Below are 19,290 nucleotides of genomic sequence, written 5' to 3' on the forward strand. Positions count from 1 at the left end.
GAAGTGATGGCGCAGGGGACGTTTGTGCAGGCGCTTCGCAAAGAGGCGGCGTTGAGCGGCACCTTTATGAAGGGCCGCTCGCTCATGCTCAACGGCGCCGTGCTGTCGATTGAGGACAGCGGCTCGCGCTTCTCCAAAAACGTGACGGTTGAGGGCTCGGTGCGCGGCTCGCGCGGCGACCTGTACAAGACGCACGTGGCGCTCGATATGGACGAGCACGAGGTGGTCGACTACGACTGCGACTGCCCCGCCGCATACCGCTATCCCGGTATGTGCAAGCACGCCATCGCCACAGCGCTGGCGTACCTGGACACCAGCGGCATTGAGCCTGTTGAGGGGCTGCGCACGCCGGTTCGCACGTTTACGGCGCAGCCGAAACAGCCCGCGCGTGCCGCGTCCGCCGCGCCGGCCGTCAACCCCAACTTTCCCTTCCCGGCGCCCGTCCCCACGAGCCCGAGCCTTGTGGCGGCGCTTTCCGATCTTTCGGACGCGCGCATGGATGAGCTGGCGAGCATGCGCCGCAAACTTGCCGGTGCCGTTGATCCCGACGCCCCCAAAGCGGCGTTGGAGCCCTCGTTGGTGCCGTACTACAATCCGCTGTTCGCTGACCGCTTTAGCTGGGCGCTCGAGTTCCGCATTCGCTGTGGATCGGTCTCCTACGTGGTCAAGGACATCGACGGCATGGCCGATGCCTACGTGCGCGGCGGCACGTTCTCCTATGGCAAGAAGCTCACGTTTGTCCATTCACCTGAGGCCTTTGACGAAACATCGGCAAAGCTGCTCAACCTTGTTGTGACGACAGTTGCCTATCTCGATGACATCACAAGCTCGCGTTCGGCGTCGTACGACTTTGCCCGCAGCGGTTTTGTTGCCGAGCGTCAGTTGCCGCTGTCCGAGCATAGCATCGTATATGTGCTGGACCTGCTGCGCGGCCAGACCATCTCCTTTGAGCCCGCCTGGTCGCGGGGGACGACGACGCGTCGCACCTACGACGTGGCGGTTGAGCCGTCTCCGCAAGGGGAGGACGAGGCGTCCGCTAAGCGCCCACCACTTCTTGCCGCCAAAATCGCGCCGGCGGCTGGTGGTAGCTATGACCTGCGCCTGCCCGCCGATATGTACTGCTTTGCGTCGGGCGATGCCGCCTACTTGGTTGACACGCGCCGCGCGCGCCGTACCGACGCTGCATTTGCTCAGCATGCCGCACCTTTTTTGTCGCGCTTGCTGCCGTGCCGCACGCCCGCCCATATTGCCGCCGAGCAGGTGGGTGAGTTCTGCCGTATGGCGCTGCCCATTTTGCGCGACTATACCGACCTCACCGCGCCCGCCGCGCTCGATACCGTGGCGCCCGAGCCGAGCTTTGCCATGGCAATCGGCGTCGACGATGGGCTCGTGACCTGCAAGATTACGGTTACCTACGGCGACTGGTCGGCGGATCTCTTTAGCCTGGGCGCTCCGGGCAGTCCCTTTGAAGAGCAGCGCCCCGGCGTGCCGCCCCGCGACGAGGTGGCGGAGTTTCGCGTTATGGATACGGCGGCCCTGTACTTCGATTTCTACGAGGGCGGTCTGGCGTTTGAGGAGCGCGATGATGAGAGCTTGTTCTGCCTGCTGACCGAGGGCCTGTCCGCCCTGTCCGAACTGGGTGAGGTCATGCTCAGCGACCGTCTGCGCCAGATCTCGGTCCGCCCCGCGCCCAAGCTCTCGGTTCGTGCGACCGTTAAGAGCAATCTGCTCGATGTCGAGCTGGGCGCGAGCGGGCTTTCGGCCGCGGACCTTGCCGTCTATCTCGATTCGTACAAGCGCCATCAAACGTTTGCGCGCCTTACGTCCGGCGACATCATTCGCCTGGACGAGGGGGCGCGCGCCGCGTTTGGCCTTGCCGAGGACCTGGGTGTCGATGCCGTCGACCTGCTCGACGGCGTGTCGCTTCCCGCGTCGAGCACCCTGTTCGTCGACAGCATGCTCGCACGCACGCCGGCGCTCGAGGCCGATCGCGACGCTGCGTTCCGCCGTACCGTCGAGCGCCTGGACACGCTCGGCAAGATGGACTTTACGGTGCCGGCATCGCTCAAGGCAACGATGCGCGGCTACCAGGTCGACGGATACCAGTGGCTCGGCTCGCTCGAACACCTGGGCCTTGGCGGCATCTTGGCCGACGACATGGGCCTGGGCAAAACGCTCCAGATGATTGCGCATATTCTGGCGCGCGTGGAGGCGGGGGACACCAAGCCCACGCTCGTGGTATGCCCGGCCTCACTCGTGTACAACTGGACTGCCGAGCTGGAGCGCTTTGCCCCGTCGCTCGATGTGTGCGCCATTGTGGGCGCCAAGGCTCAACGCCGCGTGCAGATCGCCGGCGTGGCCGAGCATAGCGTGGTCGTGACGTCGTATGACCTTATGCGGCGCGATATCGACGAGTACGTCGAGCAGGATTTTGCCCGCGTGGTGCTCGATGAGGCACAGTACATTAAAAATCCGCTCACGCAGGTGGCGCGCGCTGCCAAGCGCCTGCCTGCCGGCGTGCGCTTTGCCCTGACGGGCACGCCCATCGAAAACCGCCTGTCCGAGCTCTGGAGCATCTTCGACTTTTTGATGCCGGGCCTTTTGGGGACACGCGAGTCGTTTGCCAAGCGCTTTGAGAGCCCCGTCGAGCATGCCGAGGGCGATAGCGCCGCTCGCCTGCAGGCGCTCGTGTCGCCGTTTGTGCTGCGCCGTGTTAAGGAAGACGTGGTGGCCGACCTGCCCGAGAAGATCGAAGACACCGTCATGGCACAGCTTACCGGCGAGCAACGCAAGCTCTACCTGGCCAACCAGGACCGCATCGCCCAGCAGGTGCAGCACCGCGAGGCTGGGGAGTTTAAGAAAGACAAGCTCAAGGTGCTCGCCGAGCTCACCAAGCTGCGCCAGATCTGCTGCGACCCGCGTCTACACTACGAGGATTACAAGGCGGGGAGCGCCAAGCTCGATACGTGTATGGAGCTCGTGCACGGCGCACTCGACGGCGGGCATCGCATCCTGTTGTTCAGCCAGTTTACGGGTATGCTCGATATCATCGGTAAGCGCTTGGCCAAGGAGGACATCGCCTTCCTTAAGCTCACGGGCGCTTCGTCTAAGGAGAGCCGCGCCAAGATGGTCGCGCAGTTCCAAGCGGGCGAGGTTCCGGTCTTTTTGATTTCGCTCAAGGCGGGCGGCGTGGGCCTTAACCTGACGGCGGCCGACGTGGTCATCCACTACGACCCGTGGTGGAACGTGGCAGCGCAGGACCAGGCGACCGACCGCGCGCACCGTATTGGCCAGCAACATACCGTGACCGTGTACAAGCTCATCGCCAAGGACACGATCGAGGAGCGCATTATGCAGATGCAGGAGTCCAAGCGCGACCTGGTCAACAGCGTGCTCGGCGGCGACGGCATCTCGTCGGCGCTGTTTACCCGCGAAGATGTTCTGGCGCTGCTGGGCGGCGACGGGCGCTAACCCGCTCGGGTGGGGCCGCCAGGGCGGATAGCGCACGCTGCCCCATCGTCCCCGCCCGTTATGTGTTCGTTTGCAATGCCGTGGATGGTTTGTCTGCCTTTGGGCATAAGAACCATCAAGAACATTGGCACGTCAGCAAAGGAGAACATCATGGCGAAATTCTTTAAGGACCCCGACGGTAAGCTCATTGCCGCCCTTGGCAACGACGTTGCAACCCCTGCCGGTTGCACGGAACTGACCGCAAACACTGAGGACGCGGCGCACGAGAAGCACGTGCCTGTTGTCGAGACCGAGCGCGACGGTCACGTGATTCGCGCACGCGTTGGCTCGGTCGAGCACCCCAGCCTGCCCGAGCACTATATCGAGTGGATCGCCCTTGAGGCCGAGGGCCGCTTAGAGGTCCATTACCTTGAGCCCGGCATGAAGCCCGCGACGTTTTTTGCCGGCGGTTCCAAGACCGGTACCGTCTATGCCTACTGCAACCTGCACGGGCTGTGGTCCGCGACGTTCTAGGAGCGCGCCCCCGCTCGGGGTATCATAGCTAGCATATGCACATGCGAGCGCCGACTGCATCATGCGGCCGGCGCTTTTACTACGATTTCGATGGTTTACGACGGAAAGGGCTGAGCCATGAAGCTCGCGCTTGCACAGATCGATATGCGCCTGGGTGATATTGAGGGCATTTGCGGCCGCATCGAGGACCAGGCTCGTCTGGCCCACGAGCGCGGGGCGCGCGTGCTGTGCGTTCCGGCTCCGCTCTTTATGGGCGCCATGCCCGGTGGCCTGGTGGGCGCTGCCGACTTTGAGCACGACATGCTTGCCGGCTTGACTGGTGTCGCCGAGCGCATCCAGGAGCTTGACATGATCTGCATCGTGCCCGCGGCGGTTTCGTTTGAGGGTCAGCCGCTGCTCGACTACATGATGCTCAAGGACGGTCATGTGGTGCCGGCGCGTTCGAGCATTGCCCTGCAGCGTGGCGAGAACAACGACACGCGTTGGGCGCCGCCGGTGTTCGACGTGGACGGCGTGCGCATCGCCGTGATTTTTGACTTGGACCGCGAACTCGAGATGTTGCCGACCGGTGTTGACCTCATTGCGTATTTCCAATTCAATGCGTTTGACATGACCGACCGCGAGACTGCCGCCATTGCCGCCGTTCGCAGCGGCGCCTACCGCAAGATCGCATCCAAGCGCAGCGTGTGGTTTGCCTGTATGGCGCCGGTCGGTGCCTATGACGAGTCGGTGTATACCGGCGGTTCGTTTGTGCTCGACGACTGCGGTCGCGTGGTGGCCCAAGCGCCGTGTTTTGAGGAGAGCCTGCTGGTTCAGGAGATTCAGCGCGGCGTGATGCTCGATGCCCTGGAAGATCACGAACTGCCCGAGTTCCGTTCCGAGGAGTGGCTGTGGCAGGCGCTGGTGCTCGCCGTGCGCGACAACGCCCGGGCCCACGGTGCGTCGCGCGCCGTGGTGGCACTCGAGGGCGACTTGCCGTCGTCCCTGCTGGCGGCGCTGGCCGTCGACGCTCTGGGCCCACGTAATGTGATTGGCCTGGTGCTGGGGCGCAACCGCATCTTTACGCCGGCGCAGGAGGAGGCCGAGGCTGCTCGCTGTGCCGCCGTTCGCGCCATTGCCGAGCGCCTGCATATTCGCACGGTTGAGCGCGATGCGCCGGATGCCGCGCGCGTGCTCGACCGCGATGTGTCGGCGGGCGACGCCGAGCGCCTGCGCTCTCGCACGCTGGGCCTCATGCTGGAGGATACGGCGCTCGAGCTGGGTGCGATGGCGTTGAGTCCGCTGTCCAAAACCGAGTACGCGCTGGCGGCGCCGGCGCTTTGCGGCGGCTACCAGGGCGATTACGCGCCCTTTGGCGATGTGTACCTGTCGACGCTTGAGTTTGTGGCGCGTGTGCGCAACCGCGCGTCTGCCGTGGTGCCCCAAGAGCTCGTGACGCTCAACGCGGTAGAGGATTGCATGGATCGCGTGCTGTCGCAGGCGCTCGCGACGCTCGCCGGCCCGGTTGATATGCTCGATCGCGCGGCGCAGCTGCTTGGCGGGCTTGAGCCGGGCGAGGTCGATGGTGCGCTCGAGTCGCACGTGGACCGCAACCGTCCCTTTGACGACATCCCGATGGCCGCTGCCAAGCCTGAGGCCTGCTCGCTGCTGCTGATGCTCGTTCGACAGGGTGAGGCTGCCCGCCGCATGTTGCCGACGGCGCCGATCGTTTCGTCCCGTTCGTTTGCCGAGCGCTCCTGGCCGTACATGCTCGCGTGGTCCGACCTGGGGCTTAACGGCAAGGAGCGTATGACGGTCGATTCGCTGGCGCGCGCCGAGGTGCGCCGTTTTGCTGACGAGGATACGAGTGAGCGCGTGCGAAACGAGATGATGGGCGTGCTGGGCGAGCTACTGGGTATTTCGCCCGAACAAATGGAGGAGTTGCGCTCTGAAGACGGTCAGCGTCGTTTACACGAGGGAATGAAAAAGTTCGAGGGCGAGGTTCAGGACGCCATCGATAAGATGATGGGCGGCCAGGGTGGCCCGCAGGGTGGGCCCCAGGGTGGCCCGATGCCGCATCCGCCGGTTGATCCCCGACAGTTCCCATTCTTCTCGCAGAACTAAACTGGGGATGGGATTCGCTCTCAACCCCGATACTTCAACTAAGCATCTTGACCCCGTTGTGTTATTCTAGAACAGACGTTCGTGAGTAGTGCGCGGGGCCTTGCCTTGCGCTTGGTAAAAGACGAGGGGAGGTTGGCTTGGTTATTTTGGGCATCGACCCCGGTTTGGCTCATACGGGTTGGGGGATTATCGAGGAGCGGCGTGGCGAGGTTCGCTGCCGTGCCTATGGCTGCATCGAGACCAGCGCAGGCAGTCCGCTCGCGGTGCGCCTGTCGCATATCGCCCGCGACCTCAAGGGTGTCGTGGAGCGCTATCGACCCGATACCGCTGCTATCGAGAGCATTTACTTTGGCGCCAACGTTCGCTCGGCCATCCCTACGGCGCATGCCCGTGGCGCCGCGCTCGTGGCGCTTTCGGAATGCGCGCTCGAGATTGGCGAGTATACGCCTATGCAGATTAAGCAGGCTGTTGTGGGCACCGGCGCTGCGGACAAACGGCAGGTCGCGTATATGGTTCGTACGCTCACGCAGCTCGATCACGACCCGCATCCCGACCATGCCGCCGATGCCCTGGCCTGCGCCATCTGCCACGTTAACCTCAGCCGCACCCGGGCGCTTACCGGCGGCGAGTTCTATCAACAGAGAGGAACCGGATACTGATGATCTCCCAGCTCCACGGAACGCTTGTCGAGGCCACGATGAGCTCTGCTGTCGTCGATGTGTCGGGCGTTGGCTTTGAGCTCGGCATCTCGGGCAGCACTGCGGCCACGTTGCCGACGCCCGGCGGTGAGGTTCGCCTCTATACCCGTATGCAGGTGCGCGAGGACGCCATGACGCTCTTTGGCTTTGCTTCCAAGGACGAGCGCACGATGTTCGATCGGCTCGTGTCCGTGTCGGGTGTCGGTCCGCGCCTGGCGCTTGCCGTGCTCTCCACCTATACCGTGGGCCAGCTGTATTCTCTGGTGATGGCCGAGGACGACAAAGGCATGGCTAAGGTGCCCGGTGTGGGCAAAAAGACCGCCCAGCGCCTCATCCTGGAGCTCAAGAGTACCTTTGCCAAGGACAAGGGCTTTGTTCCGGTCGGCGTAATTCCCGGTCAGGTTGCGATGCCGGTTCCCGCCGCCGCTCCCTCGGCGATCGATGACGCCCGTGCGGCGCTCCTTTCCATGGGCTTTAGTCCGCAAGAGACCGAGGTTGCCCTGAGCGGGTATGATGGGCAGGATATGCGTGTCGAGGACCTGCTCGGCGCGGCGCTTAAGCGACTCGGAATGGATGCGTGATGTGGGAAGCCGATGACTCTCAGGACCTGTGGGCGACGCCCGGCAGCTCGCCGGCGGCATCCATGGCGCACGGTGAGCGCATGGTGGGCTCGGAGTTGACGCCCGAAGACCTCGATGTCGACCGTACCCTGCGTCCCCAGCGCCTGGACGACTACTGCGGTCAGGAGCATATCAAGCAGAGCCTGCGCGTGCTCATCGAGGCGGCGCAGAGTCGTGGCGAGACGCTCGACCACGTGATCTTCTCGGGCCCTCCGGGTCTAGGCAAGACCACGCTGGCTACGGTTATCGCCAACGAGCTGGGCGCTCAGATCAAGACGACGAGTGGTCCGGCCATTGCGCGTACCGGTGACCTGGCGGCTATCCTTACCAACCTGCAGCCGGGTGACGTGCTGTTTATCGACGAGATCCATCGTCTTAACCGTTCGGTCGAGGAAGTCCTGTATCCCGCGATGGAGGACTTTGCGCTCGATATCGTGATCGGCAAAGGCCCGGCCGCACGTTCGATTCGCCTGGATATCCCCAAGTTTACGCTGGTGGCGGCAACGACCCGCTCGGGTATGCTGACCGGCCCGCTGCGCGACCGCTTTGGCATTTCGTATCGCCTGGACTACTACACGGTCGAGGAGCTTGCCCAGATCGTGACGCGCTCGGCGACCATTCTGGGCGTGACGATCGACCATCCGAGCGCGCTCGAGATCGGCTCGCGTTCGCGTGGTACGCCGCGTCTCGCCAACCGTCTGCTCAAGCGTGTGCGCGACTATGCGCAGGTGCGCGGCGACGGCCCCATCGAGCTCGATATCTGCCGTCAGGCACTCGAGTTCTTCGAGATTGATGAACTTGGTCTGGACTGGATGGACATTCGTATCTTGGAGACGCTTGCCAAGACGTTCTCCGGCCGTGCCGTGGGCCTGACGACCCTTGCCAGCGCGGTGGGCGAGGACCCGGGTACGCTCGAGGATGTCTATGAGCCCTACCTGCTGCAGTGCGGCTTGATGATTCGCACGCCCCAGGGCCGCCAGGCAACGCTTCGCACCTTTGAGCACTTGGGCATCGAGCCAGCCGTTTAGAGGCGGGTTTGTTTTGGCTGGTCTGTAGGCTATCGCTGGGCATCGGGTAAACATATCGCCATTCATCGGTTACGGGTGTTTTACTATTGCGCGCCCGTGCTATGCTGAATTGGTCTTTTTCTCATCCGGTAACGAAAGGACCGCCCATGCCTACTGACATCGAAATCGCACGTTCCGTCACGCCGCTGCCTATTACCGAGGTGGCTAAGAACGCCGGCGTCGACGTAAAGCACCTGATTCCGTACGGCTTCGACAAGGCTAAGGTCGACTATTCACTGCTCAACGAGCCGACTGACCACCAGGCCAAGCTCGTCCTCGTGACCGCCGTCAACCCCACGCCCGCCGGCGAGGGCAAGACCACCACGACCATCGGTCTGGCCGATGGCCTGCGCCGTCGCGGCGTCAAGAGCGCCGTGGCCCTGCGCGAGCCTTCGCTCGGCCCCGTTTTTGGCGTCAAGGGCGGCGCCGCCGGTGGCGGTTGGGCCCAGGTCATCCCCATGGAGGATATCAACCTGCACTTTACCGGCGACTTCCACGCTATCGGTGCCGCCAATAATCTGCTGGCCGCTATGCTCGACAACCATATTCAGCAGGGCAACCAGCTCGGTATCGATGTTAAGCGCATCACCTGGAAGCGCGTCGTCGACATGAACGACCGTCAGCTGCGCCACGTTATCGACGGCATTGGCGGCAAGGCCCAGGGCGTGCCGCGCGAGGATGGCTTCGACATTACTGTTGCTTCCGAGGTCATGGCGATCTTGTGCTTGTCCACGAGCATCAACGACCTCAAGGAGCGCCTGGGCGAGATCGTCGTCGGCTACAGCTTTGCCGGCGAGCCCGTCCGCGCCCGCGACCTCAAGGCTCAGGGCGCCATGGCTGCGCTGCTTAAGGATGCGCTCAAGCCCAACCTGGTGCAGACGCTCGAGGGTACGCCCGCGTTTGTCCACGGCGGCCCCTTCGCCAATATCGCCCACGGCTGCAACTCCATCATGGCCACGCGCATGGCTATGCGCTTTGGCGATGTCGCCATTACCGAGGCAGGCTTTGGCGCCGATCTGGGTGCTGAGAAGTTCCTCGACATCAAGTGCCGCATGACGGGCGTTCGTCCCAGCGCCGTCGTGATTGTCGCCACCGCCCGTGCGCTTAAGTACAACGGCGGCGTTGCCAAGGCCGACCTCAACGACGAGAACCTCGATGCCCTCAAGGCCGGCATGCCTAACCTGCTGCGCCATGTTGACAATATCCAGAACGTCTATGGTCTTCCCTGCGTGGTCGCCATCAACCGCTTCCCGACGGACACCGAGGCCGAGCTTGCGCTCATCGAGTCCGAGTGCCAGCAGCTCGGCGTCAACGTTAAGCTTTCCGAGGTCTGGGCCAAGGGCGGCGAGGGCGCGCTCGACCTGGCCGATGAGGTCATGCGCCTGATTGAGCAGCCGAGCGAGCTCAAGTTTGCCTACGAGGACGGCGCCGATGTGGCCGATGCCCTCGAGGCCGTCGCCACCAAGGTTTACCGCGCCGATGGTGTCGACTTTACTCCGGCTGCCAAGCGTCAGCTCGCCGAGCTGCGCGAGAACGGCTTTGGCAACCTGCCGGTGTGCGTCGCCAAGACGCAGTACAGCTTTAGCGACAACGCCAAGGCGCTGGGCGCTCCCGAGGGCTTCCGCATCACCGTGCGCGAGCTCAAGGTTTCCGCCGGTGCCCACTTTGTGGTTGCGTTGACTGGCAGCGTTCTGACCATGCCGGGTCTGCCCAAGGTTCCCGCGGCCGAAAACATCGACGTCGACAACGACGGCAACATTACCGGCCTGTTCTAAGCCTGCTGCCCATAGCTGCTTGTCCGCCCCGCCGTGCCCACAAGGCCCGGCGGGGCTTTTGTTTTCTAGCCGCGCTTGTCTTGTAGATATGGACGGGCTCTGTCCGTCACGGGCTTTTGCGCGGGTAGAATGCATGGATAACTTGATGCTTACGGGCGACGGAAAGGAATCGTTGCATGGATCAGGACAAGACAACCGTGATGGGCGGCTACGGTTCCGCGCAGGCTGGCGATAGCGCCGATGCGACCCGCGTTGTTCCCAACCCCGGTTATACCGACCCCGCCGCGACGCAGCCTTCTGCCGAGCCAACCCGGGTTATGGGCTATGGCGACACAGCGCGGGATTCTTATGCCGTATCTTCGCAAGGCCCCTATGGCAACGCAGCTCCGGACCCGTTTGATTACGCGCCGCAGGATTCTTATGCCGCCTCGACGCCGAATCCCTATGATGACCTGCCGCAAAATCCCATTCCGCAGCCTCAGCAGACGACGTATATGCCTCGCACGGCGCAGTCTCGCTACGAGTCGCGCGAGCCGTATCGCGAGTACCCCAAGTCGATTCCGCAATATGGCGAGGACGAGGAGAAGAAGCCGTCGCGTTCGTCGAGCGTGATCAAGAAGATCCTCATCGTGCTGGCGATCTTCTTTGCGCTGTCGGTTGTGTTTGCCATTGTGTCGGGCATGCTCAACAAGCGAGGGAGTTCAACGGCTGATACCGCTGCCGAGCAAACCGAGTCCGCCTCGTCTAGCACCGTCGATCTGAGCGATATCCCGGGGCAGTACTGGTCCAACGCCAAGAAACTTCTCAAGTCGCGCGGCGCCAATCTTTCGAATGCCGTGGTCCTGACTGATGATGGCTCAACGCCCGTCATCGATGCCAACTGGGTCGTTACTTCTGCTTACTATAACGACAGCGGCAACCTCGAAATTCAACTCACGCACAAGAATAGCTCGGGCAACTCGCCCGACGGCCAAAGCGGTACCGACAGCTCGAGTTCCAATACGCTGGAGGACTTGAGCAACAAGGCACAGGAGTTGGGAGACAAGGCGCAAGAGCTGGGCGATACGGCACAAAACCTGGGCGACACCGCGCAGAACTTGGGCGACATGGCGACGGGTGCCTGGAATGCACTGCAAAACGGCATCTCGGGCGCGCAGGGAAACTAGCTGTTAAGCGGGCTACAGCTGCTCGGCCGGACGGTCGGGCGAGCTAAAGCCCGAGTCAAACGTAACGACGCATGAGGCATTGGGTCGGCGCTCGTGCACGATGCGCGTGACGAGCTCCAACAGCTCCTCGTCGGATATGTCAAAGTCGTCGGGACGCACCAGGTCAAACGAAACGAACCCGTCGTGCTCGTGCAGGTCGTGGATGGAAAGCGCGGGGTCGATCTGCGCTACGCCGCGCTTGACCCAGCCGCGCAGGTCATCACCGGTTGTTGCGATGGGGTCGCAGTGCAGCGTAATGCCAATGCCCATCTGGCGTTTGATATCGTGCTCGATGGTGTCCAGAATCTCGTGGTGCTCAAAGGCATCACCCTCGCCGGGCATTTCCACGTGTGCGCTGGCAAACTGACGGCCGGGGCCGTAGTCGTGTACCATGAGGTCGTGCGTGCCCAGGACCTGGGGGTACGACATGATCCTGTCGCGGATTTCCTGGACGAGCTTGGGGTCGGGCGCTTGCCCCAGCAGCGGGCTGATGGCGTCGCGCACCAGGCCCATGCCGCTGATGCAAATGAAGACGCCCACGCCCAGGCCCGCCCAGCCGTCGAGGTCAAAGCCGGTCGTTTGCGAAATAAGCGCCGCTGCTAAGACCGAGCCCGAGGTGATGACATCGTTTTTGGAGTCCTGCGCCGTGGCGATGAGCGTCTCCGAGTCGATGCGGTCGCCCAGCGTGCGGTTAAACGCGGCCATCCAGAGCTTAACGAGCATGGACGCAGCCAGTGCCGCAAGGGAAACGAGCGTGTAGGCGGTGGGGGAGGGCTTGATGATCTTGGTAACGGACTCGAGCACCAGGTTGATGCCGACGGCACAAACGAGGACGGCGACAAACAGGCCGGCGAGGTATTCGTAGCGGCCGTGGCCATAGGGGTGGCCTTCGTCTGCCGGGCGGCTGGCAAGGCGGAATCCGAGCAGGCTCACGATGTTGCTCGAGGCGTCGGAGAGGTTGTTGAAGGCGTCGGCGATGAGCGAGACGGAGCCGGCGAGCAGGCCCGCGATGCCCTTGGCTAGGCACAGGGCAATGTTGAGGCCAATGCAGATAAGGCTTGCGGCAAAGCCCGCGTTGGTGCGACAAGTTGTATCGACCGGCTCGTCCTCACTGCCGGGAACAAGCGTATGTACCAGCCGATTTACAAATAGCATGGCAATCGTCCTCACAATCATGGTTAAGGGGATAGTGTAGCTCGCATGGGCGCACCGTGCGCCGATGCTCAGAAAATGCAGCAATGGTCTGCTGGTGCTAACGAGTGGGGCTTCTTGTCCGACCGGGTGCTCCATTTTGGGCCACATGGGTATGGGCATGTGCCTGCCCGCCCGACATACTTAATGTCGACAGCCCCTGCGCAAAGGAGGACGTATCCATGGACGAGATGTTTGCCATTAAATGCCAAAACTGCGGCGGCCCTATGTACTCACACCAGGCTAAACGCAGCTTTGAGTGCGCCTATTGCGGCACGGTCGTTCCGTGGCAGGCCGATGCGGGGGAGCCCAAGAGCGCCCTGGGCATTCGCCATACGCCACTGACGGTTGTCGATGGACTGCTTAAGCTCACCTATGTGTCGCAGCTCGAGCGCCCGGAGGACCCGGACTGGTATTTCTTCAATTCGTACTGGCGCAACCAGTCGGTTCTGGAGCATCTGCTGTGGGAGGACCGCGGCACGGCTCAAGAGTTCCAAGAGGCAGCGCACGTGAGCATTCCCTGCCCCTTCTGCGGTGCGTCCTTTGAGGGGTCATCGACCCAGCGCGTGTTTGAGTGCCCGTCCTGCGGTAATACGATCGGCGTTGCCGACCTGCTCAAACCCGGTACCTTTAGCAAGCGCCTGACTATGGGCGTTGGTGCGGAGTATGTACCTGAGCAGGGTATTCCCTGCGAAATCTCGCCGCAGCAGGCACGTGCCAACGCGCTGCAGCTGGTGCGCCAGTACCCCGACGCCTTTGCCGGGCACGACGTGGAAGACGCGATTCAAAATGACATGATGCTCTTCTACTTCCCCATGGCGCTCGCGGATCTACGCATGATGGCGTCCTTCCCGGGCAAGGGGCTGAGCAAGGAGACCCTGGTGTACTACGAGGTGCTCGACTGGGCGTATTCCAGGGCAAACTACCTGGACGTTCGCCTTATGGGGATTTTGGAGCCGTGGGACTTTGCCAAGGTTGGGCCGTTTGACCCGGCCATGCAGGAAGGTGACTTCCGCGTTGTCTCCGTCGATGCATCTACCAAGGACCAGGTGGTCATTGATAAGCTGGCGCTCGACATTGCCGGCAACGATGCCGAGGCGGTGCTGGGGCTCAATAAAAAGAGCATCCGCACCTGGGCGCGCAAGGCCCGCAAGCACAAGGATGGTTTGCTGATGGTGCCGGTCTACTTTGTCGATCGTCCGGCGACAGACAGCCGCGATGGCGAGCAGGTGCGCATTGCCGTAAACGGCCAGACGGGCCGCGCGGCCGCGGTGGTGTTTAGCGACAAGCGCGAGACGCATGTGGTGGCGCCACTCAACCCGAGCCTGCATCTGTCCGGTGAAAGCACTGTGCATGCCACGCCCATCGAGGTCAAATACGTTAAATCACCCTTCCTATATCAGATCGTGCGCCGTGGAGGCGGCGAGCAACCGCGCCAGGTTACAGCCGCCGTCGAGGGTTCCTACCGAGAAGAGAAGCCCAAGCGCCGTGGTCTTCTGGGTGCGCTATTTGGGAAGTAGGGAGTAGTGCCGGGGTGTCGGGCTGCATCACAAGGTCATTAGATGAATTTAAAAGTGCTGGGAACGTGCTAACATTGCCGATAGCCTTAATCTTGCAAAAGCGGAGGTCGGATTATGGGTTTTGCCGATCAGCAGCTTCAGATTCAGATACCGTATTCTCCTGACGACACGTTTAATGCCTTGAAGGCAGCTATGGAAAAGCTACCTAAAGTAAAAGTTGATAGCGCATCGCCCACAACAAGAACAGTTGCAGCCGAGATTGGTATGAGCCTTTGGTCCTGGGGTGAAAATGTCAGTATTTCGGTTGTTCCAGTTGAAGGTGGATCTGGCGTTACTGTCAACTCGTCATCTAAGGTCAGGACAAACGTACTAAACGGGGGCAAAAATGCAAAGAATATTGCCGAGATAGTCGATGCCCTATCGAAGGAGCTCGAGCAGTATCCGCAGGTTTCACAGACTATTGAGACGCTGGTGGATAGTGGTGATGTAGTTGCAAGGCCCGAGAGACTTGCAGCGCTGCGTGATAGTGGAGTACTTACCGAGGAAGAGTTTGCTGCAGAAAAGGCGAAAATCCTTTCGTAGTTAGACACGATGGTTGGATTTGCATTCTGGTATTGAACTTGTTTATACCAGGCTGAAAACATCGTGTGGAATAAAAGTGCGCAGTAGCCTCGCCTTATACAGCAATAGGGACCTCTTTGGGGCGTCCCGCCTTTGGTGCGTCGGCGAGTCGTGCCTCGATGGAAGCTTTGGACACCATTCGCTTGGTGCCATCCTTCCATGAATCCAACAGTTCAGCATTTATCAGTTGCGATACTCTTGCCGAGCTAACGCCAAGCATGCGCGCGGCATCCGCTGCGGTGACGGCGGGGGTATCGTTGAGTTCGCAACTGACGGCCACGGCGATAATTTTGCCACCGTGCTGCGGCTCGTGGCCAAAGTCCGGCGCAGGCAGGTCGACGCCACCCATAAGGTGATCGTCGACCATACATGCGAGAAAATCAGCGGCGCTTTCGACGGCGTCGTTTAGGTCGGAGCCGAACGTCCCACCTCCGCCCAGCGAGCCACATGGCACAGCGTCGACGACGCCGTCCGAATCAAAGACTCGAATTCCCATGTCACCTAGCGCCTTCGTGCGGGATTCCCGAAGTGACTAAAATGTGACCATAGAGGCAGTTTTAGCGAACCCCATGGGAGTGACACGCATGGACAACAACACCTTGCTGTTTCAGGACAAGGGTTCGGGTAGGTTTAAAGACGTCAAGATCTACCCTAACCGTATCGAGGTGCTCAAGAAGGGCGCTTTCGGCGGCAAGCACACCGAGATTGTCTACCTTAAGGACATCACGGGCGTCAATAGAATCAAAGGCCGCGATGTTTTTCTGCGTAACAGGCTGTTGACTGCTTGCGTCTTTAGCCTGAGCAGCCGTGCGAAGGCCCAGGAGTTTGTTAACGTGCTGAATATGGTGATGTAGCCTATGGCGGCGTTCGGGCCAAGGTAAAAATTGGGGGCACAGAACGGTGTCCTGCGCCCCTCGTCGGGTCGATGTGTCCAAAAGGGTCGGCTTGCCTATTCGCTAGCGCCTTCGCTGTCTTCGCGATCGTTGGCAAGCATTGCCGCGCCGGCGACCGTTGTCGCCACGGCGGCAGCGGCGAGCCCGGCGACGATGCCAGAGCCGTCGCCCGTGCCGGCGAGCTTCTCGCCCGATTCCTTGCTCTTGTTGCCCTTGCCGTTCTTGTTGGCGCTGCCCGCGTTGGTGCCGGTGCCGGTGTTGCCTGCACCGTCCGCGTTGCCCGAAGTCGTCACAGTAAAGCTTGCGGCTCCGTCGGTGGCGAGCGTGTAGTTTTGCGCCGCGTCGCCCAACAGGCCTTTCGCACGCACCCAATACGTCCCCGCGGCAAATGCCTCATCCTCGGCCATTGCCGTGCCCGGAGCGCCGTTTGCATCGTGCATAAACTCGAGCTGGGCGGTGCAGGCATCGCCTTCGAGCTTGCCGTCGAGCGGCGCCGCGATCTTTGCGCGCACGTCCTCGCCGGCCTTAAGGCCCTCGAGCCCTTCAAAGTGGGGCGTCAATGCGCGCGGGTCGATATCGATGGGCACGGAACCCTGCAGTTCCGTAACGGTCTCGTTGCCCAGGGCGTCGACATCCACGTATTCGATAGCAAACGTGTTGCCCGAAGCTGCCACGTTGAGTACGTTACTGCTGTCGACAAGGCGGAAACGACCCTCGCCAACGGTCTTTCCATCCCGGAGTGAGGCATCGCTCAACGAGTCGCCGTATGTCATGCGCATACGGGTCGGGAGGTAGTACGAAACGGTCCGCTTGTGCTTCGCATCGTAATTGCGCTGGTAGATGCTTCGGGCCAGTGCCGCATCAACAAAGTCGGACGCAATGATGCCAATGTGCTTGAGGCAGTCCTCCTTTGTGCTCTCATTTCCGGTGCTGTTTATATACTGGCTCTTGTATAGATGCTCGTTGACCACTCGTGCTGCGGTAAAAGGATTGCTTCCTTGCTTGTAGTTCGTGCAGCTGGTGTAGTTGATACACCAGCTGTGCTCCAGGACCTTTACCTTGGCCCCGTCATTGTCCTCGACGTCCACCATGATGCGGGCGAGCTTGGTTGTCTCCTGCAGCGCCATATCGACCCAGCCGATTTTGTCGGTTCCTGTGCATTCGTAATGGTCCTGGGCGTATACCTTGGTGCAATAGGGCTCTTCGTCACCCGTTTTCCCCACGGCTTCAAAGCCCCGCTCGTCTCGAACGAGACACATGGAGGTGCTGTCGGTGTGTGCTGCGATTTTGTCGTCCCATTGGGTGAGGTCGAGGCCCCATGTGTGGCTGCTTACGCTGTTGCCGGCGAGCCCAAACCGACGCAGCAGGACGATCTTTCCGCGCACCTCGCCCAGCGTGGGGATGCGACTCGATGTGTAGAACAGGTCGGGGTTCTCATCCAAAACCTTGCCAAAGGCCGTCGTGAGGCTTTCGTTGGTAGCCTCGCCATTGCCCCGCGACACGAGCATGATGAGCGCTTCTGTCGGGTTTTCGCTCAAAAACGTATTGAAGTACCCGATGACATCGGAGAGATGCATAAAGTTCCCGTCTTTTTTGAGCAGGTAACAAGCTCCGTGGTCGATGCCGGGGTCGCCGTTCTCGTCGTTCTTTCCAAGTCGGATATCAAAGTAGCGAATGCCTTCGAGCAACTGCGTGGGGATGTAATCCTGCTGGCATTTTGCTTGGGAGGATTGGGGCTCGGTGTCATTGTCCACGCTGCAGGTGCCCGAATCGTGCGTGCCCGGGATGCTCAGTTCGTCGAGGAACTTGCTGTTGTCGACGTATTTCATCCAACAGGGCCCGTCGACGTAGCTGCTGTACGTGATCCAGTCGAGGCTGCTAACCGTGGCATCGTTCTTTTTCATATCGTAACCGATAAGTTCGAGCTCCCACGGAATGCTCTTACTCTTATGGCAGATCTTATTGTTGTCCTGGTCTTTGCCGTCCGATTCTATTGCCAGGTACTTAATGTCTTTTTTCTCGGTTTCTTTCTCGACCGTGCGGTCTCGGATGATATAGGTTCCGTTTGACTGGCGTTTAAACGCAAAAGCGCGGCTGGGCTTGTCGTCATACTCGCCACTCCATACGTGGATGACCTTTCCATCTTTGTCCGAGTCGCCGTCGACCGACCAAATGCTGTAGCCCGTCTTTTTATGCTCTTCGAAATTGAGTAAGGTGCGGATGGCATACCAATTTGTATTATCTGCATCGGTCACTACGTGTTCAAGGATGAGTTTGCTGGACGTGCCGTCATTAAACAGGTGGCAGACGTTGCCGCGAACGTTGCCGTCTTGGTTGACGCTCGCGGTGCGAAAATAGCCCGCGGGGCGAAGGCGAATGATGAACTTGTCGAGGGTGGCCGCCGGTGTGGGCGTGTCTTCTGCAAATGCCGCGCGCACGGGAAGGCCCAGCGCCGCGGTTTCGGGCAGGCTTGCAAATGGCGACAATGCTGCGAGTCCTAGGCCCAGCGTAAATGCTCGACGACTGATGGCGTGGTGTTCGGTCATAACTCCTCCATTCGCGGGGTGCGGTTATGCGCTCGTTTTGGTCACTATACTGCCCGGATGTCTAAACGTGTTGGCTTAATTGTCTGCGCGGTGCTATTAATCGGCGGGCGGACGCGTTGGGGCGCTTGTCTATTTGTGTTGCTACCGCGCTGGGGGTGGTTTTGCCGTCCGGCACCCTCGCGTTCGCCGGCTATCGGCATAAGAAAGGGAGGGCCGGCGAGCCGATCCTCCCTTAGTACGAAACGCTGGGGCACCGCCGCTTGTTGGCGCTGCGCTCGTGTTTTTCGTTGCGCTCGCGAGTCGCTTAGCGCTTAATCTCGATATCGTCGAGCTTAACATCCATGGCCTCGGTCTTGGCCTTGGCGATATCATCGGCAAATTCCAGAGACTTCATCATGGTTTCGACGGCATCCTTGTGCTCCTCGACGTTGTCGATGCGCACGTAGACGCTGCCGCCGCCTGCTTCGGTGAAGTACTCAGTCGTCACGCCGCCCGAGTGTGTATAGGAAGCGTTGCGCCAAGTCTTGCCGTTGTACTTGACGGGGTCATTCTCGGTCCACTCAAAGCTGGCATTCCACTTTGCCTCGTAGTCGAACAGCTCGTCGGCGTTCTTGTCAGGATCGAAGACGGGGATGAAGCGATCGCTGGCGTGCTCGCTCTCGGTGAACTTAAACTGGGCCCTGTCGGCGGTATCGCCTGCGACGTCGGTGACCTCGACGCCCTCGGGGACCTCGACCTTAAACCAGATGAAGTCGGTCCTCATATCCACGGCTGGCTTTTCCGCACCGCCACCGCTGCCGGTAGCTCCACCGCTTCCGCCACAGCCCACCAGGGCAACTGCGGCAAAGAGACTCATGCAGAGGGTGAGAATCGCAAAGGCCTTCTTTTTCATGGTCGTGTCCTCCTCGATCTGTAACCGCCCATGGATTACCTGCCTTTACTGTACGCGCGGACGGCTCGCTAGGGTGGGCCATGTGTCCCATTCTGGGTGCCGGATTTGCGCCGTTAAGTGGCAATATGCGCGGGCGCAAAAGAGGGGAGGGCCGGTGCCGACGCCTATCGTTCGT

Annotated in this window: 15 protein-coding genes; 11 read left to right on the forward strand and 4 right to left on the reverse strand. The window is 61.1% G+C overall.

Annotated elements, in window-relative coordinates; genetic code table 11:
* Positions 1-6 precede the first annotated feature (6 nt).
* From DW136_RS05920 to DW136_RS05955, 8 genes are all read left to right on the forward strand, one after another.
* Complete coding sequence (locus DW136_RS05920; protein ID WP_117716860.1) at positions 7-3,471, forward strand: SNF2-related protein; 3,465 nt, start codon at positions 7-9, stop codon at positions 3,469-3,471.
* Between the two features lie 150 nt (positions 3,472-3,621).
* Positions 3,622-3,984 (forward strand): desulfoferrodoxin family protein, encoded by a 363-nt coding sequence (locus DW136_RS05925; protein ID WP_089572163.1) that lies wholly within the window; start codon positions 3,622-3,624, stop codon positions 3,982-3,984.
* A gap of 117 nt (positions 3,985-4,101) precedes the next feature.
* Positions 4,102-6,087, forward strand: a complete 1,986-nt coding sequence (locus tag DW136_RS05930) for a hypothetical protein (RefSeq protein ID WP_117583972.1) — start codon at positions 4,102-4,104, stop codon at positions 6,085-6,087.
* Positions 6,088-6,224: 137 nt separating this feature from the next.
* Positions 6,225-6,746, forward strand: a complete 522-nt coding sequence (ruvC, locus tag DW136_RS05935) for a crossover junction endodeoxyribonuclease RuvC (protein WP_035137351.1) — start codon at positions 6,225-6,227, stop codon at positions 6,744-6,746.
* A complete protein-coding gene (gene ruvA, locus DW136_RS05940; RefSeq protein ID WP_117583973.1) occupies positions 6,746-7,366 on the forward strand; it encodes a Holliday junction branch migration protein RuvA in 621 nt (206 codons plus the stop codon). The genes ruvC and ruvA overlap by 1 nt, the downstream gene beginning before the upstream one ends.
* Complete coding sequence (gene ruvB, locus DW136_RS05945) at positions 7,366-8,433, forward strand: Holliday junction branch migration DNA helicase RuvB (RefSeq protein WP_117583974.1); 1,068 nt, start codon at positions 7,366-7,368, stop codon at positions 8,431-8,433. Before ruvA ends, ruvB begins: the two co-directional genes overlap by 1 nt.
* Positions 8,434-8,579: 146 nt before the next feature.
* Positions 8,580-10,247 (forward strand): formate--tetrahydrofolate ligase, encoded by a 1,668-nt coding sequence (locus tag DW136_RS05950; protein WP_117583975.1) that lies wholly within the window; start codon positions 8,580-8,582, stop codon positions 10,245-10,247.
* 176 nt (positions 10,248-10,423) lie between these two features.
* A complete protein-coding gene (locus tag DW136_RS05955) occupies positions 10,424-11,413 on the forward strand; it encodes a hypothetical protein (RefSeq protein WP_089572154.1) in 990 nt (329 codons plus the stop codon).
* 12 nt (positions 11,414-11,425) lie between these two features.
* On the opposite strand, the gene DW136_RS05960 is transcribed toward DW136_RS05955, so the two are convergent.
* The gene (locus DW136_RS05960; protein ID WP_117583976.1) at positions 11,426-12,607 is read right to left on the reverse strand and encodes a cation diffusion facilitator family transporter; all 1,182 of its coding nucleotides are present in this window, start codon (positions 12,605-12,607) and stop codon (positions 11,426-11,428) included.
* 218 nt (positions 12,608-12,825) lie between these two features.
* Here DW136_RS05960 and DW136_RS05965 point away from each other — a divergent pair, with 218 nt between their 5' ends.
* Positions 12,826-14,163: a hypothetical protein gene (locus DW136_RS05965; RefSeq protein ID WP_117583977.1), complete on the forward strand. Its 1,338-nt coding sequence runs from the start codon at positions 12,826-12,828 to the stop codon at positions 14,161-14,163.
* A gap of 114 nt (positions 14,164-14,277) precedes the next feature.
* On the forward strand, positions 14,278-14,745 hold the full coding sequence (locus DW136_RS10055) for an SHOCT domain-containing protein (RefSeq protein ID WP_117583978.1): 468 nt from the start codon (positions 14,278-14,280) through the stop codon (positions 14,743-14,745).
* A gap of 94 nt (positions 14,746-14,839) precedes the next feature.
* Here DW136_RS10055 and DW136_RS05975 read toward each other — a convergent pair whose 3' ends face one another.
* Entirely contained in the window at positions 14,840-15,280 is a 441-nt protein-coding gene (locus tag DW136_RS05975) for a helix-turn-helix domain-containing protein (RefSeq protein ID WP_117583979.1), read from the reverse strand.
* Positions 15,281-15,368: 88 nt separating this feature from the next.
* On the opposite strand from DW136_RS05975, the gene DW136_RS05980 reads away from it, so the two are divergent.
* On the forward strand, positions 15,369-15,638 hold the full coding sequence (locus DW136_RS05980) for a hypothetical protein (protein WP_117583980.1): 270 nt from the start codon (positions 15,369-15,371) through the stop codon (positions 15,636-15,638).
* Between the two features lie 95 nt (positions 15,639-15,733).
* Here DW136_RS05980 and DW136_RS05985 read toward each other — a convergent pair whose 3' ends face one another.
* Both DW136_RS05985 and DW136_RS05990 read right to left on the reverse strand, forming a co-directional pair.
* Complete coding sequence (locus tag DW136_RS05985; protein ID WP_118289277.1) at positions 15,734-18,223, reverse strand: phosphatidylinositol-specific phospholipase C; 2,490 nt, start codon at positions 18,221-18,223, stop codon at positions 15,734-15,736.
* Positions 18,224-18,527: 304 nt separating this feature from the next.
* Positions 18,528-19,115 carry a hypothetical protein gene (locus DW136_RS05990; RefSeq protein ID WP_117583982.1) on the reverse strand — a complete coding sequence of 196 codons (588 nt, stop codon included), beginning with the start codon at positions 19,113-19,115 and terminating at the stop codon, positions 18,528-18,530.
* Positions 19,116-19,290 lie beyond the last annotated feature (175 nt).

The organism is Collinsella sp. AM12-1 (assembly GCF_003472325.1).
Lineage (GTDB): Bacteria > Actinomycetota > Coriobacteriia > Coriobacteriales > Coriobacteriaceae > Collinsella.